The organism is Microbacterium sp. SSM24, from assembly GCF_025989145.1.
In the GTDB taxonomy this organism is placed as follows: domain Bacteria; phylum Actinomycetota; class Actinomycetes; order Actinomycetales; family Microbacteriaceae; genus Microbacterium.
The window spans coordinates 694,818-711,273 of sequence record NZ_JAPDNQ010000001.1 but is presented as its reverse complement, the minus strand read 5'-3'; the positions used below and the strand labels follow the sequence as shown (position 1 = coordinate 711,273).

The 16,456-nt window shown below is 71.3% G+C and carries 11 protein-coding genes; all 11 read left to right on the top strand.

Annotated elements, in window-relative coordinates:
- The first annotated feature begins 1 nt into the window (after position 1).
- On the top strand, positions 2 to 778 hold the full coding sequence (locus tag OL358_RS03370) for a tetratricopeptide repeat protein (protein ID WP_264708512.1): 777 nt from the start codon (positions 2 to 4) through the stop codon (positions 776 to 778).
- Positions 779 to 1,006: 228 nt separating this feature from the next.
- The gene (locus OL358_RS03365) at positions 1,007 to 1,234 is read left to right on the top strand and encodes a hypothetical protein (RefSeq protein ID WP_264708511.1); all 228 of its coding nucleotides are present in this window, start codon (positions 1,007 to 1,009) and stop codon (positions 1,232 to 1,234) included.
- 251 nt (positions 1,235 to 1,485) lie between these two features.
- Positions 1,486 to 2,103, top strand: a complete 618-nt coding sequence (locus tag OL358_RS03360; protein WP_264708510.1) for a hypothetical protein — start codon at positions 1,486 to 1,488, stop codon at positions 2,101 to 2,103.
- Between the two features lie 96 nt (positions 2,104 to 2,199).
- Positions 2,200 to 3,141: an ABC transporter gene (locus tag OL358_RS03355; RefSeq protein ID WP_264708509.1), complete on the top strand. Its 942-nt coding sequence runs from the start codon at positions 2,200 to 2,202 to the stop codon at positions 3,139 to 3,141.
- Entirely contained in the window at positions 3,142 to 3,627 is a 486-nt protein-coding gene (locus tag OL358_RS03350) for a hypothetical protein (protein ID WP_264708508.1), read from the top strand.
- A gap of 83 nt (positions 3,628 to 3,710) precedes the next feature.
- Positions 3,711 to 4,370: a spermidine/putrescine ABC transporter substrate-binding protein gene (locus OL358_RS03345; RefSeq protein WP_264708507.1), complete on the top strand. Its 660-nt coding sequence runs from the start codon at positions 3,711 to 3,713 to the stop codon at positions 4,368 to 4,370.
- 135 nt (positions 4,371 to 4,505) lie between these two features.
- A complete protein-coding gene (locus tag OL358_RS03340; RefSeq protein ID WP_264708506.1) occupies positions 4,506 to 5,642 on the top strand; it encodes a serine/threonine-protein kinase in 1,137 nt (378 codons plus the stop codon).
- On the top strand, positions 5,642 to 11,578 hold the full coding sequence (locus OL358_RS03335) for an Ig-like domain-containing protein (protein WP_264708505.1): 5,937 nt from the start codon (positions 5,642 to 5,644) through the stop codon (positions 11,576 to 11,578). Before OL358_RS03340 ends, OL358_RS03335 begins: the two co-directional genes overlap by 1 nt.
- A 29-nt stretch (positions 11,579 to 11,607) precedes the next feature.
- Positions 11,608 to 12,573, top strand: coding sequence for an AAA family ATPase (locus OL358_RS03330; protein WP_264708504.1), 966 nt, complete (start codon positions 11,608 to 11,610; stop codon positions 12,571 to 12,573).
- The gene (locus OL358_RS03325; RefSeq protein WP_264708503.1) at positions 12,570 to 13,943 is read left to right on the top strand and encodes a DUF58 domain-containing protein; all 1,374 of its coding nucleotides are present in this window, start codon (positions 12,570 to 12,572) and stop codon (positions 13,941 to 13,943) included. Before OL358_RS03330 ends, OL358_RS03325 begins: the two co-directional genes overlap by 4 nt.
- Positions 13,940 to 16,453 (top strand): transglutaminase-like domain-containing protein, encoded by a 2,514-nt coding sequence (locus OL358_RS03320; RefSeq protein WP_264708502.1) that lies wholly within the window; start codon positions 13,940 to 13,942, stop codon positions 16,451 to 16,453. Before OL358_RS03325 ends, OL358_RS03320 begins: the two co-directional genes overlap by 4 nt.
- Positions 16,454 to 16,456 lie beyond the last annotated feature (3 nt).

Sequence of the window (16,456 nt, the reverse complement as noted above, 5' to 3'; positions counted from 1 at the left end):
GATGACATCTCGGTCGTTCGCAGACGCGATGGCGCGTGGCGACTACGACGACGCGATTGAGCTACTTCGTCGCAGCGACAGTCGGAGTGGCGTCGGCCTCGACGAGGCGCCGTATGTATTGAGTGTGGATCAGATCGACACAGTGCTGCAGGCCGCTACCAGGGACCAAGCGCTCTACAACCTCGGTGTGGCGGTCTGGGGGCTAGACGGACAGGAACTCGAAGCCCTGACCATATTCTCGGTGGCGGCAACTGCTGGGTCCCCAGATGCGGCCGCCGCCGTTGGGGAGGCTCTCGCGTGGTTCGGGTTGCCCGAGCTGGCTGTCCAATGGATAAGACCCGACGACTTTACCGGTGACCACCGTGCCTGGCTCAGCGGTATTCTCGGCGAGTCTCTACTTGAAACGGACGAGCCGGCGTATGCCTTGAAGTTGTTGGCGACTGCCTTCTCTTCGCACCACGAATTCGGTGTTGCGTACGGGAAGGCGCTACGGGTGAACGGAGATGTCGGCACCGCGCAGTCTCTGTTGCGACAATTGGTAAGGGCCGGCGCCTATGGTGCGGCAATTCAGCTGGGAATACTCGAAGAAGAGGCCGCCGGAGATCTGGCTGCTGCAGAGGACGCATACCGTGAAGGAGTCGAGACCGGCGACGCGCACGCGGCCTACAACTTAGGCCTCTTGCTCCTTCGCCAGGACCGCATCGACGAGAGCAACGCCGCATTCCTGCAGGCCCGTGCTTTGGGCGACCCCACACCTCCCCCCATCGCCGAGACATAAGAGTGCCCGTCCACGTACGGATATGACGCGGCGGGTCGGCTGGTCACCGCGAACATTCCCGGGCATCAGCTCAGCTACGAGTTCGCCGCGACCAGTGGCTGCGTCGCACGCGACGATGATGAGCGCGGTCCGTCACGTGGCCGGGCTGCAGGGGATGAGTCCGGAGACGCTGCACCCCGGTAGCGCGAGCATTCCGGGCTGTCGTGCGGCTGGCGGGCGGAGAGCGCAGTGAGACAGAAGGTTTGTGCCTTTCTTTCCTCCAGCGCTGGACTCACCGCAGCAATCCTCATCGTGATGGGGCTGATCGCGCCGATCGACTGGTTGCAGAAGGCGATCTTCGTTGGGCTGGTCACGCCGGTGATTGTGATTGCGACGAGTCGGTTCTTTGGCGTGGCGCCTCTGTGGAAGCCGACGTGCAGCAAGCCGAAGGATGGCGACGGTACACGCACAGGTTAAGCGGGGCGGCAGCTTCTTGCCCGACTCACCCGCCGAGGTAGTCATGTTGTCGTCAGGAGAGACGCGCGCAGTGCGGCGCTGGCGAACGAACATCGGCCCGAGGTTGTCGCTCCCTCGTACATTCATGACGTGCCCGAGGGAGAACACAGAGAACTCGAGTCACCACCCCAGGGCCCTTCGTGGTTCGTGCGCGCCGTGCGGTGGCTTCCGCTCGTCCCGACGTACCGTGGATGAGGAAGGTGGTGGGGGCCATGGCACGCGTGAGTGGGCGCAATTCGTGGATCGCCGCGCCCGTGGGCCTCATCTGCGTCGGGATCGTCGCCGCACTGGTCTGGATGTCGCTGCCGATGGTTCCCGTGACGGTCGCGTGGACGGGTGAGATGCTGCGAAACGCGACGAACCCGCAGCCGGCGCCGTCCGCCGGCGACACCGCGGCGCGCCGTGCGCTGGCCGGCGACCCGCTTGACTGCCGCGCCCTGTACTCCAACAGTCTCTGGAACGAGATGACCTGGCAGGGCCGCACGATCCTCGACCAGACCTTCGATGCCCCACCCACCGAGGTTCCGGCCCTCGGCGAGGTGCTCGCGCCGCAGGTGCGCGTGTCGTGCGCGTGGAGCGATCGTGAGGGACGTGCCGTGGTCTCGACCCTCTCGGCGATCGCGGCGGACGCATCAGGGCTCGGGGAGGCCGCGCTCCGCGGCCAGGGATTCGCGTGCACCGCGGGCGACGGCATCGTCCGCTGCACGCGGACAGCCGGCGAGATCGTCGAGACGCACGTGCTCCGCGAGGGGCTGTGGCTCGCGACGACCGAGCGCTCGTGGCATCCGGACGACTACGGCGCCCGTCTCGAGCGATCCGTGTTCGGCTGATCACGTCGAATGACCGGCACGCCTCCACGGCGCATCGCGACGCGCGGGCTACCCTCGCACTGCGAGGTCGTAACCCTCGCGTGAGGAGTGCCTGCGATGAGTGACCCCAAGTCTTCCTACGGCGAGCCGGTCGACGACCCGACACCCGTCGACGACGTCGTCGGTCGCGCACACGAGGGACTCGCCGAGGCCGAGGCCGCGCGCAGCGACAATGCCGACGCGCCCGCCACCGACGCGCCCGTCGCCGACACCGCGCCGGCTCCCGTCGAGGCCGACCCGTGGGATTCGCCCGAGGCCTCCGCGCTGGACTACCAGTCGGCGCCGGCTGCGGCATCCGACACCGCTGTCTACGACGCGCCCGCCGTCGCCGCCTACGAGCCGACGGCCGAGACCGTCGCGGTCGCGCCCGCCGTCACGCCGAGCGAGCCGGTCGCCGAGCCGGCGGTGGTCGCGGCATCGCCCGTCGCACCGCAGCCGATCTTCGTGCAGGCGCCGGAAGCTCCCCGGCCCCGCGGCAATCGGGCCGCCGCGGGAGCGATCGGCCTCGTGGCCGCGCTCTCGTTCGCGGTGCTCTACATCGCCGTGTGGCTGGGTCTGGCGGCGCTCTCGGGTGAGCTGACCGGTGCGAACGTCGCCGACGTCGCGCTCACGACCGTCACCTCCTGGGTGCTGTGGGTGCCGGTCGTCGTCTTCTTCATCGCGTTCTGGCTGCTCGGCGCCATCATCAACCGCGGACGCTGGGGCTCGTGGGTCATCTTCGGCCTCCTCGTCGGTTTCGCATCGTGGGGCGGATACCTGCTCGGCGTGCTCTTCCAGGAGCAGTTCTGGAACATCACCGCCTCGGAGGGCGCCACGCTGATGGCGGACCACGTACTCGCGCCGGGCGCCATCGCGGCCTTCATCATCGGCCGTGAGCTCACCGTCTGGTTCGGCGCATGGGCTGCCGCGCGCGCCAAGCGGGTCACCGAGCTCAACGTCGAGGCGCAGCGCGAGTACGAGCGCACGCTCGAGGCGGGGCCGCAGCTCGTCCGTCAGTAGATGTCCGGCCCCGCGCAGTCCGAAGGCGGACCGGTCCGCCCCGTGACCGCGCTCGTGTTCGCGACGGCCGCGTTCGTCGCGCTGCTGATCTTCGGCCTGGGGATGACGAGCCTCGCCATCGGCGAGGATGTGGTCGCGACGCCCGGGCTCGGGCAGACCCCCGGAATCGTCGCCACGACCGTGGCGACGCTGGCGTTCGCCGCGGGCCTGTGGACCTCCGTGCGCCGGTCGCCGGCGTCGTACTGGGGATCGGCGTGGACGACGGCTGCGACCTACCTGGGCTATGTCGGAGGACTCTGGTTCGGTGCCGTCGTCACGGGCGCGGATGTCGCGGTGGCCGGCGCCATCGCCGGCCGCATCGCGACGACGTGGTTCGGGCTCGTCGTCGCGGCAGCCGCTTTCGTGTGCTCGTGGAGCGGGATCGCCCTCGTGCGCACCCGCGCGAGCCGGCCGCGGTGGCCGTGGGAGGACGAGTTCGACGAGTGATGCTCGCCGCGGCATCCTCCGTTCTCGGGGTGTGATCTGCGGAATCCCGTCGATGAGGGCTTCCCGGTACTACCGTTGACGCTGTGGAGCGCTCTCTCGAGACGCAGGTCAGCCAGGCGGTGGACGCCTGGCTGGCGTGGCTGCCCCGATGGGAGCCGGCCACCCACCGCGGACGCGTGGCGCCGTGCCGCCGCTGCTTCGGCTCGCCGGTGCTGTCGGCGGCCGGACTCGGGGCCGACGTCCCGCACGGCGTGCAGCACGGCCTGTCGACGCGCATGAAGACCATCGTCGACCGTGCGGTCGCCGAGTACACGTCGATGAACCTGCCCATGCTGCAGGCGGAACTCGACCAGCAGGCCGCCCGGAATCGCACGCGCACGTATCGGCCGGCCGAGAATCTCGAGCCGGAGTACGAGGGCCTTCCGCTCGATCCCGATCCGGTGCCCGGCGCCCCGTTCCTCTTCACGATCTCGGGGCTCGCCGACGAGGCCGATGCCGACCTGCCCGATCTCCCGCCACTGAGCGACGAGGCCAAGGCGGCACTGCGGCAGGAGGTCGGCCTCGCCGACGACTACGCGAACATGGTCGGCCGCGAGGTGTGCACGATCCTGCTGCACCATCGTCTGCGCATCCAGGCCGCCATCACCGAATACGTCGAACCGCAGATCGAAGCGATGCTCGAGGAGCTCACCCGCTCCCTCGACGCTCCGTTCGACCCGCACGATCCGTCCCCGGGCGGCTGAGGAAAACAAAGGCTTTTCCTGCGTCAGCTCGGGGTCCATGCCCAGGCTCGTGATGTGTGATTTTGTTAGCATGGCCGGGTTTGCTGTGCTGTCGGCACGCCGGAGTCCCGGCGGAACGGACTCGGGGGAGGTGTCGTGGCGACCAGGCTTCCGTCCGCGCCGCCCATCCTTCCGGGCCTCGCCTACATCCGGCCCCTCGGATCGGGGGGATTCGCCGACGTCTTCCTTTACGAACAGGACATGCCGCGCCGCAACGTCGCGGTGAAGGTCATGCCGAGCGACGTGCGCGATCCCGACCTGAGGCGCATGTTCAACGCCGAGGCCGACGTGCTCGCCCACCTGTCGGCGCATCCGTCGATCGTGACCGTCTATCAGGCCGGGATCTCCGCGGACGGCCGGCCGTACATCGTCATGGAGTTCTGCCCCGGCTCACTCGCGCAGCGGTACCGCATCGAGCGCATCCCGGTCGGCGAGGTCCTCGCGATCGGCGTGCGCATGGCCGGTGCGCTGGAGTCCGCGCACCGGGCCGGACTCGTGCATCGCGACGTCAAGCCCAGCAACATCCTCATCACCACCTTCGGCACGCCCGTGCTCGCCGACTTCGGCATCTCGTCCTCCCTCATCCAGCGGAGCACCGACGAGGTCATGGCGATGTCGATCCCGTGGAGCGCTCCCGAGGTCGTCGCCGAGCAGACCGCCGGGTCGATCGCGAGCGAGGTGTGGAGCCTCGGGGCCACGGTGTACTCGCTGCTCGCGGGCCACAGCCCCTTCGAGCGGCGCGAGCGCGGCCAGAACACGAAGGACATGCTGCGCCGGCGCATCGCGCGAGCGAGCTACACGGAGATCACCCGCGCCGACGTGCCCGCGTCCCTGCAGGCGGTGCTCGCGACGGCGATGAACCGTGATCCCGGGCGCCGCCAGGAGTCGGCCCGGGCGTTCGCCGACGCGCTGCGCGAGGTGCAGACCGAGCTCGGGCTGTCGCCGACGCCGCTGGAGATTCCCGACGAGGAGTGGTCACCGGCATCCGCTCCCGTGGACTTCGGCGACTCGGCGCTGCGCGGTCCGACGCGGTCGCAGCTCGAGCGCGACCTCACCCGCAAGCGCCGTGCGTCGACCGGGGTCTCCGAGCTCGCGCGCGACGAGGAGACCGACTTCGCGTCGCCCGCGCCGGGACGCCGGAGCCCCGTGCCGTGGATCGTCGGCGCGGTCGCATGCGCCGTCGTCGCCGTCGGCGCCGTGTTCGTCACGCTCTTCGCGACGGGAGTGCTGTGATGCGGCGTCGCACGGCCTCCGGGCTCGTCGCGGCCGGTGCGGCCATCGCCGTGGTCGTCGTGGCGAGCGTCGTCTGGCCGGGGCTCGATGCGCAGGAGACCCCCGAGGTCGACACCGCCGTGTGGGCGCTGCAGACCGGCGAGGGCAGCCGCTACGCGCGCGTGAACGCGGCGGTGGACGAGCTCGACACGGTGCGCGCCATCAGCAACCCCGATCAGGTCGTGCAGACCGGTGACGCCGCGTACGTGTTCAGCGACAGCTACTCGAAGGTCACGCGGATCGACGAGGCCCTGCCCACCGATCTGGACGAGGAGGCGCTGCGCGCCTCGGAATCCACGCCGGCCGGCACCACCGACATCGCGACCGCCGGCGACTTCGTCGCGTACCGGACCGAGGTGGGGGCCGTGTTCGCTGGACTCCTGTCGACGGGGGAGCCCACGCAGCTCGACCCGTTCCCCTCCGACGACGAGAACGCCCCGCAGTACACGGCCGATGCGATCGCGGTGGACGAGCGCGGCATCCTGTTCGCCTACTCGCGCCAGGACGGATCGGTCCTTCGCTTCGACGTCGGCTCGGGCGAGGTGCAGGGCCGCGATCCTCTGACCGCGGAAGGTCTCGCCGCACCCGAGATCACGTCCGCCGGCGACGTGTGGGCCGTGGTGGACGCGGAGGACGGTGACGTGTGGCTGCGGGGAGCGGAGTCGCCCGCGCAGGCGCCGACGACCGGCGCCGTGGTCGTGGGCGAGCCCGACGCCGCCGGCACCGACATGTACCTGGCCGACGAGACGGCCCTCATCCGGGTGCCGGCGGACGGCTCCGACTTCGACATCGAGACCGGCGGCACCGGCACCGTGTTCGGAACCCCGGCCCGACCGATCGTGCACGACGGCACGGTGTACGCGGCCTGGCTCGCCCAGGGGGACGCGGGCGGCGTGCTGTGGAGATCGGATGCCGAGCCCGTCGTGCTCGGTTACGGGGCCAAGACGCTGCCCGACCAGCGACGTCCCACCTTCGTCAGCGGCGGCGGGTCCGTCATCCTCAACGAGACCCGGTCGGGGTGGGCGTGGTCGGTCCCCGACGGGACCCTCATCCCCTCGAGTCAGGACTGGTCGCTCGACGATCGCGTCGATCCGGATGCCGTCCCCAGCGAAGAGCAGCTGCCGGTCGTCCTCGATCCCAAGCCGCCGATCGCCGAACCCGATGCCTTCGGGGTGCGGGCCGGCAGTCTGACCTCGCTGCCCGTGCTCATGAACGACCACGACCCGAACGAGAACGTGCTGAGCATCGATCCGGCGTCGGTGACCGGACTCGATCCTGGCTTCGGCGCCGTCTCGATCACGGACGACGGGCAGCGACTGGCCATCCGGACCACGCCCGGCGCGACGGGTTCGGCGACGTTCTCGTACGCCGTGACCGACGGGACCTCCGAGGCGGGGCTGCTGTCGAAGCCGACCACCGTCACGCTCACGGCGGTGGCGGCATCCGTCGACTCGGCCCCGCAGTGGTGCGGCGTCGAGCGCTGCCTCGTCGAATGGCCCGAGCCGGAGGTGGCCCGCGGGGGCACGGTCACCGTGCCGGTGCTGCCCGGCTGGGTCGACCCGGAGGGCGACCCCCTTCTGCTGCTGTCCGTCGTCGACACGACCGGCGGCGGGAGCGTGGCCGCCACACCCTCGGGAGACGTGGTCTACCAGCACGACGACGACGGCTCGGGCGGCGAGGAGCTCGTCGAGCTCGTCGTGACGGTCTCGGACACCGAGGGCATGACCGCCGAGAAGTCGCTGCTGGTTCGGGTGTCGCCCGAGCCCCAGCTGCACGCGCAGTCGTTCGCCGTGGTGGACAGAGCGGATGCCTCGCTCACGATCGACGTCGCACCCCACGTCACCGGCACGGCCGGGCGGCTCGCGCTCGATTCGGTGCGTGTTCTCGACGACGCCGCCGCGACGGCCACCGTGGTCGACGGCACGACGTCGTTCGACTTCTCCGCCAAGTCGGCGGGGACGTTCCAGGTCGATTTCACCGTGACGGACGGCACGACGGACGCGACCGGCACGGCCCGCATCACGCTGCTCCCCGCGGACGCACCCGCCGATCTGGCGACGTCGCCGGTCGTGGCGTTCGTCCATCCGCAGGAGGACGCGACACTCGACGTGTTCGCGGCGGTGTCCAATCCCACGCGCCGCGTGCTGCTGCTGAGCGACGTCGTCGCCACCGCCGACGACGGTGCGACCCTGTCCGTGGACGGTGTCGGGCAGAACAACCTGCGCGTCTCCGGCAGCACCGCCACCGGGGCGGCCGGGCGCCTGGGCACCGTGCGCTACATCGTGAGCGACGGCACGGAGGATCGCGGCTCGAGCGTCGAGGGGGAGGCGACGGTCTACCTGCTCCCGCCGGCGCCCGAGCTCGCGCCGATCGCGGTCGACGACACCGTCGTCGTGCGCGCCGGTGCGCAGATCGACATCCCCGTGCTCGAGAACGACATCTCCCCGGCGGGCGGCCGTCCGACGCTGAACCCGGCGACGGTGGTCTCGACGACCGATAAAGCGCTGGCCTTCGCCTCGGGCGACCTGCTGCGCTACCTGGCCCCGAGCAAGCCGGGCGAGTACGGGGTGAACTACTCCGTGTTCACGACCGGCGCGCCGGCGCTCGCCGACACGGCGACCGTCCGCATCCGGGTGCTGGCGGACGACACCAACCGCGCACCGGTCCCCGACACGCTCGAGGGCCGCGCACTGAGCGGCCAGTCGGCCGTCATCGCGTTCGACGGCTTCGGCATGGACCCCGACGGGGATGTCGTGACGCTGGACCGCATCGTGTCTCAGCCCGAGCGCGGCGGCGCGGCGATCTCGGCCGACGGGTCGTCCATCGTCTACTCGAGCGTGCCGGGGGACAGCGGCCAGGTGTCGTTCCGCTACCGGGTCGTCGACGCCTTCGGCAAGACCGGCGAGGCGACCGTGCGCATCGGCGTGCTCGACAGCGAGGCGAACCCCAGCCCGATCACCTTCACCGACTACGTGCAGGTGCAGGCGGGCGGCGACAGCAGGATCCGCGTGAGCCCGCTCGCGAACGACGTCGATCCGACGCTGGGCAGCCTCGAGATCACCGACGTGCGACCGGATCTTCCCGAGACGCTCATGGACGGGAGCGACAATCCCGAGTTCGCGCGCCTCGCCGCACGGATCGAGGAGCGAGACGACAGCACCGTGGTGATCGCGGCGGGCACGGAGCCGACCACGATGTCGTTCCTGTACGACATCGAGTCGAGCTCCGGCAACACCGGTCGCGGCCTCATCGTTGTCGAGGTGGTGCGCGAGAGCGTCCCGGACTATCCGGTCGTCGCCGACACGAGTCTCACCGCCGAGACGCGTGAGGACTTCCCGGACGGCGTCGACGTGCTCGAAGGGAAGGCGACCTGGTCGGGCGGCGACGTCTCCGGTCTCTCGCTCTCGCTCTGGGGAGACGCCGACGAGGTCTCCGCGGACGGCTGGGAGCTGAGCGGTCCGCTCCCCGCGAAGACCCGCGTCATCCCGTTCGCGGTGACGGGCGAGGGATCCTCCGGCGAGGTCACGACGTACGCGTTCCTGCGGGTACCCGGCGACGACGACCTCGCGCTCGCGCTGCGTGCCGGCGTCTCCACACCCGAGGTGACCGAGCTCGAATCGGTCTCGTTCGACATGACCGACCTCGTCGGCAAGCCGCGGGGGAGCCGTATCGAGGTGGGTCGCGACCTGCGCGCGTCGGGCGCCCGGGAAGAGGCGGAGTGCCGCCTCGAATCGGGGACGACCGTGCGGTACGACTCCGGGGCGGGTGCCCCGTGGGTGGACTCCTGCCAGGTGCCGGTCCGGCTCGAGGGCCAGGACGACTGGACCTACCTGTCTGTGCCGATCACCGTGACCCCCCTCGATCCGCAGCCGGTGCTGCGTCCCGGATCGATGACGGTCGGCCCCGGCGAGACGGCGACCTTCGACCTTCGGAACCTGACGACGTGGCAGCTGCGCGAGGACTGGGCCGGCATCGTGTACAAGCTGGACTACTCGGGCTCCGCCTTCGACGTGTCGCTCGATGGCTCGACGGTGACCGTCACCGGCGCCGACCGCGCCGTTCCCGGGAATGAGGAGGCGGCCATCGTCACCGTCACCAGTCATCCGCTGGTGGCGTCGGTGCGCCTCATCCTGCGTGTCGGCGCGGCGCCGTCGACCCTTCCCCAGGGCGGCTCCGCCGTGCAGCAGTGCTCGCAGGCTTCGGGCTCGTCGTGCACGATCGCGGTCATCGGCGCCGGTGGCGAGGTCAACCCGCTGCCGCGCACGCCCCTCGAGGTGGTCGACGTGCGGCCGACGGGCGCGTGCGTCGGAGTGGAGTTCCGGGTCGTCTCTCCCACATCGGTGCTCGCGTCGTGGTCTGCGGAAGCGCCGGGGGCGACGTGCACCGCGAGCTTCTCGGTGCGGGACGCCCAGTCGCGAGTGACGAACGCCGAACGCGATGGCCGGGTGCTCCTGGATCTGCTCGGCTACCCGAAGGCGCCGGCGAGTGTGTCGCAGTCCGCGTACGCGGACGGGAGCCTGACGCTGCGGGTGGACCCGGGTGAGGCGCGACAGGCGTACCCGGCGCTGTCCGGCTTCGTCGTCCGCTGGAACGGTCAGACCGTGGCGCAGTGCACGGCGGACGGGACCTGCCCGGCGATCGAGGCGCCCAACGGCGAAGAGCGCACCTACGAGGCCTTCGCCGTGAACGGGGTGGGCGAGTCCCGCACCGGCGTGCGGACGGCGGCGTGGGCATACGACACGCCTCCCTCTCCCTCCGCCGTGACCGTGCGCCCCGTCGTCACCGCCGGCGAGGGTGGTCTGGTGGCGCTCGCCATCGAGGGCCTGGTGCCGTCGGAGACCGGCAGCGTCGAGATCAACAGCGCGACCGGTGAGCGCGTGCGCATTCCGCTCTCCCGCAACCAGACGCGCCTCGACGTGCTGTCGTACCGCGTCGGCACCAACTCCGCCACGCCCATCACCGTCACGCCGTTCTCGCGTTTCGCCCTGCCGCCCGGTCTCGGCGGGAGCGAGTCCGGCGCCGCGGTGACGGTCAGCGGCAACGGCATCGGTGCGCCGCTCGACCCGCGGCTGTCGCTGAGCTCGGAGTCCAACGGCAACGGCACAGCCACCGTCACCGCCCGCGCGACCGCGCTGCGAAATGGCGACGGGTCGACCATCCGCTTCGGGATCGTGCAGGAAGGCGACCGCTGCACGCCCACGGTCGGCGGCGACACGGCCACCTTCCCCGGCCTTCAGGACGGCAACGAGTACACCTTCCGTCTGTGCGCGGAGTCGTGGTCGCAGGACGAGGCCTTCGGCTCGTCGACCGTGACCGAGAAGGTGCGCGCCGTGCAATCCGGTCGCGCGCCGACCGGATGGACGTTCGCCGTCGCGCCCGACCCCAACGTCGACGGACAGCGCGCGGACTGGGTGATCCGCGATGCGCCGCAGTCGAGCGAGCGCCTGCCGAACCGCAACCGCGTGGAGTTCCGCGGCTGGCCGACGTCGGTCGTGGGGCAGAATCCCAACATCGAGGTGCGCTACGTGCATGAGCTCTGGGGAACGGCCACGCCGTGGGCCGCTGTCAGTGCGCGCGCCGGCAGTGCGCCCTACCCCGTGCAGGCCACGTGGAGCGTGGCGAGCTGTGTGGGCGGTTCGGACCTGGCACCGGCCGGCAGTTCCACCGACGCCGCTGCGGCTTTCGCCTTCGGCAACGGGGGCCTGGTGTTCTACGACCAGAACGACAACGTGCTCCCGCGCACGCCCGACACCTGGGCGGTCCCGCTCGGCGCGGTGCGCGTCGACGGCATCGCGGTGTCGGTGAACTGGGATTCCCGAGGCTGGGGGCTGGCCGCGGCATCCTCCACCTTCTCCGCCGTGTGCGACCCCAACACGCCCGCACTCCCCAACCCCTGAGCCCCCACGGCCCGACAGCAGAGGACATCATGACGATCACGCAGGAGCAGGCGACCTGGTTCGCGCAGACGTTCGGGGAGATCGCCGACAACGTCGAGCGCGCGGTGCTGGGCAAGCGCCACGTCGTCGAACTCGTGCTCACCGCGATGCTCAGCGACGGCCACGTGCTGCTCGAAGACGTGCCGGGCACCGGCAAGACCTCGCTCGCCCGCGCGGTCGCCCAGTCCGTGCAGGGGACGAACACGCGCATCCAGTTCACGCCCGATCTGCTCCCCGGCGACATCACCGGCATCAGCGTGTACGACCAGAAGGAGGGCGTCTTCGAGTTCCACGCCGGCCCGATCTTCGCGAACATCGTGCTCGCCGACGAGATCAACCGCGCCAGCCCGAAGACGCAGTCGGCGCTCCTCGAGGTCATGGAGGAGGGACGCGTCACGATCGACGGCGTCTCGCGGCAGGTCGGTGTGCCGTTCCTCGTGCTCGCGACGCAGAACCCCGTCGAGCAGGCCGGCACGTACCGCCTGCCCGAAGCCCAGCTCGACCGATTCATGATGCGCGCGTCGCTGGGATATCCCGACCACGCGGCGACGGTCCGCATCCTCGACGGCGCAGCGGTCGCGACCGCTGCGCTCGACCCGGTCCTCTCCCCGCAGTCGCTCGTCGGCATGGCCGACCTCGCCCGGCTGGTGTACGTCGACGCGCTCGTGCTCGACTACATCGCGCGTCTCGTCGACAGCACACGGTCCGCCGACGAGGTGCGGCTGGGCGTCAGCATCCGCGGCGCCCTCGCCCTCACGCGCGCCGCCCGCACGCGTGCGGTGTCGCAGGGGCGCACCTACGCCACGCCCGACGACGTCAAGGCGCTCGCCGTCCCCGTGCTCTCGCACCGCCTGATCCTCCACCCCGAAGCCGAGTTCGACGGCGTCACCCAGGAGGCCGTCATCGGCCAGGTGCTCCTCGACGTCGCCCCGCCCAGCCGCCGCGAGGCCGTATGAGCCTGACCGAGTCCCGCCTCACCCGCGCGTCCGCCTCGACCGGGGCCGACGGCCGCACGCACGTCACCGAGACCGCGGTGGCGGCACCCGGCCGCGGGCGCGCGCTCGTGCGCGCCGTCGTGTGGTGGACCGGCGTGTGGGGCGCGATCTCGAAGGGTGCGTCAGCGGCCGCCACGTGGTCGGCGCGCACCGTGCGGCCGGCCGGCGTGCTCGTCATCGTCGCCGCGACGATCGGGCTCGGTGTGGGCATCGTCTTCGGCTGGGTCGAGTGGATGGTGGCCGGTGCCGCGGCGCTCGTGCTGGCCGCAGCATCCGTTCCCTTCCTCTTCGGCGCGCGGTCGTACGACGTGAGCCTCTCGCTCGTGCACGAGCGCGTCGTGGCCGGCGACGGGATCGAGGGCGACATCGTCGTGCGCAACGACGGGCACCGCATCGCGCTGCCGGGGCGCCTGGACATCCCGGTGGGGGCCGGGCTGGTCGAGTTCGGGGTGCCGCTGCTGCGCCCGGGGCATTCGGTGTCGCAGCCGCTGGACATCCCCGGTCTGCGCCGCGGGATCATCACGGTCGGCCCCGCGACGACGGTCCGCAGCGATCCCATCGGGATGCTGCGCCGCGAGCACGCGTTCGACGACGTGCACGAGGTCTACGTCCACCCCCGCACGACGTCGCTGCCCTCGACGAGCGCCGGCTTCATCCGCGACCTCGAGGGGAGCCCCACGCGGCGGCTCGTCGACGCCGACATGTCGTTCCACGCGATCCGCGAGTATGCGCCGGGCGACTCGCGCCGGCAGATCCACTGGAGGTCGACGGCGAAGACCGGGCGGCTCATGGTCCGGCAGTACGAGGAGTCGCGGCGGTCCCGGATGGCCGTCGTGCTCGCGGCCGCCGAGCAGGAGTACGCCGACGCCGACGAGTTCGAACTGGCCGTCGGCTGCGCCGCCTCGCTCGGACTGCGCGCGGTCCGCGACGCGCGCGACGTCGAGATCGTGGTGGGGTCGGAGATCCCGCGCGTCGTGCGCGGTCGACTGCGCTCGATCCGCCGCATCCCCGCGGACGCGCCGCGCCCGATGCTCGACGGCTTCAGCGGCGTCGAGCTGCTCGAGAACACGATGCCGGTCTCCGAGGTGTGCCGACTCACCGCCGAGTCCGGCGACCGTCTGTCGATCGCGTTCGTCGTCGTCGGGTCCCGGGTGACGCTCACGCGCCTGCAGCAGGCGGCGCTGGCCTTCCCCGCCGACACGGCCGTGGTCGCCGTGCTGTGCGACGAGCGCGCGCACCCGCGTATGCAGACGTTGTCGGGCATCACGGTCCTCACCGTCGGCACGCTCGAGGACCTCTCGGGTCTGCTGCTGAGGGGGGCGACCTCATGAGTGCCTCGACGGATGCCGCGCCCGTCGTGGACCGCGCGCCCCGAGTGGTGCCGAGCGTGGTCGTCGGCGCGGTCTTCACGACCGCCGTCGTGGTGATCGCCGCCATCGCCGCGTGGCCGATCTACCGCTCGTGGCACGTGGCGCTCCTCGTCGGAGTGAGCGCGCTCGTGGCCGCGATGATCGCCAGTGCGGCCTACCGCTTCCGCTGGAGCGGCTGGCTCGTCGCGGCCGTGCTCGCGGCCGCCTTCCTCGTGCTCGGCGTACCGCTCGCCGTGCCGTCGCGGCTCGGGGGGCCGGCCGACCTCGTGCGGGGTGTCGGCGAGCTGACCTCCGGAGTGGTGCTGGCCTGGAAGGACCTCGTCACCGTCGAGCTGCCGGTGGGGGCCTACCGCAACCTGCTCGTTCCGGCGCTCGTCGTGTTCCTCGTCGGGACCTGCGTCCTCCTGCTGCTGTCGTGGCGCTCCGACCGCTGGGCGTACGCCGCCATCCCGGTCGCGCTCGCGATGACGTCCTTCGGTCTCTTCTTCGGGCGCACCTCGACGAGCGCGCCGCTCGTGATCGGCCCGCTCACCCTGTACGCCCCCGTCGAGACCGCTCTCGGCGTGGCGACGCTCCTCGCCTGCCTGCTGTGGCTCGCGTGGCGCACGCACGACGAGCGCGTGCACGCACTCCAGCGCGCCGCCGTCTCGAGCGGTGTCCGCGTCTCACGGCGTCCCACCCGGGCCGACCGCCGACGCACCGTTCTCGGCGCGTCGATGGTGGCGGGAGCCCTCATCGTCGCGGTCGGCGTGGTGCCCTTCGCCGCGCGCGGGGCGGAACGCGAGGTGCTCCGCAGCGCGATCGGCCCCGAGGTCGACCTCTCGGCGGCGGTGAGTCCGCTGGCCGAGTACCGGTCTCTGTTCGCCGACGAGCGCGCGGACGACATCCTGTTCACGGTGAACTCCACGTCGGACCTGCCCGAACGTGTGCGCCTCGCAACGCTCGACGCCTACGACGGGGAGGTCTTCCGCTCAGGCGGCGAGGGCGCCGTCGAGGCCGGACGCTTCGTGCGGGTGCCGTCGAGCCTCGACGCGGGCGAGGGGACGCCTCTGACGGCTCGGGTGATGATCGGGGGACTCGAGGGGATCTGGATGCCGACGGCGGGCCGCCTCTCGTCGGTCGAATTCTCCGGATCCCGCGCCGCGAGTCTCGCCGATCGGTTCTACTACAACGCGGCCGCCGCCGCGGGTGTGGAGACGGCCGGCGGCGGCCTCATCGCAGGCGACAGCTACACCCTTCGCGGTGTCGAGCCGGCGGCGCCCGATCTGGCCGATGCGGTTCCTCCGGGAGGCGTCGACGCCGCTGTTGCGGCACCCGACAGCATGCGGGCGTGGATGGACGCGCACGTCTCCGGCTCGGGCGGCGCGGCCCTCGCGGGCCTGGTCTCGCTCCTGCGAGAGCGGGGCTATCTGAGTCACGGACTCGCGCGCGGGGAGGCGGCGCCGGTGTGGACCGAGTCGCTGCCCGACTACCTGTTCCAGCCGAGTGCCTCCGGGCACTCCCTGGCACGCGTCGATGCGATGTTCGCGCGGCTGCTGGAGCGCGAGACGGATCCGCGGGCCGAGTCCTCCGGGAACTACGTCGCGGCCGTCGGCGACGACGAGCAGTTCGCGGTCGCCGTCGCCCTGATGGCGCGAGAGCTCGGATTCCCGGCGCGGGTCGTGCTCGGTGCGCGCCTGGTGGACGCGGGTCCGGGGCTGGCGGTGTGCGACGAGGGCGTGTGCCGTGCGCAGGACCTCACGGCCTGGACCGAGGTGCATACCGCCGGGGGCGAGTGGATCCCGATCGACGTCACACCGCAGTTCGCGGACTCGCCGAGTCTGGATGTCACCGAGCAGCGCGATCCGGAGGTCGTCACCGAGGTCCGCCCGGACTCCGTCGAGGAAGTGGTCCCGCCGGACTCCCTCCAGGAGGACACGGGATCGAACGATCCCGCGGCAGACGATGCCGGGCTCGACCTCGCATGGCTGTGGCCGGTGCTGCGCACGACCGGCGTCGTGCTGCTGATCCTGGGTCTGGCGCTCGGTCCGTTCCTCATCGTGATCGGGGCCAAGGCGTCCCGCCGCCGCACCCGCCGTCGCACCGGATCACCGGCGGTGCAGATCTCGGGAGGCTGGGAGGAGTTCGTCGACGCCGCCGTCGATGCCGGACGCGAAGCGCCGCGGACCCACACCCGCAGCGAGCTCGCCGAGGTGTTCGGCACGCAGGCGGGGCGGGATCTCGCCGTCATCGCCGATCGCGCCGTATTCTCTAGCGGAGACGAGACGACGGGCGATGCGGAGGAGTACTGGCGATCAGTGGAGGAGCAGCGACGCTTCCTCGCACGTGAGCGCGGATTCTGGCGCAGACTCGTCGCCGCCGTATCGTTGAGATCGTTCGTCCGACATCTGGCGCCCACCCCGGGCTCCGGACCTCGCTTCGCCGAAAGGGGGAGGCGCCGGGCCCCGCAGCCCGCGCGTCCGATGCCATGAATG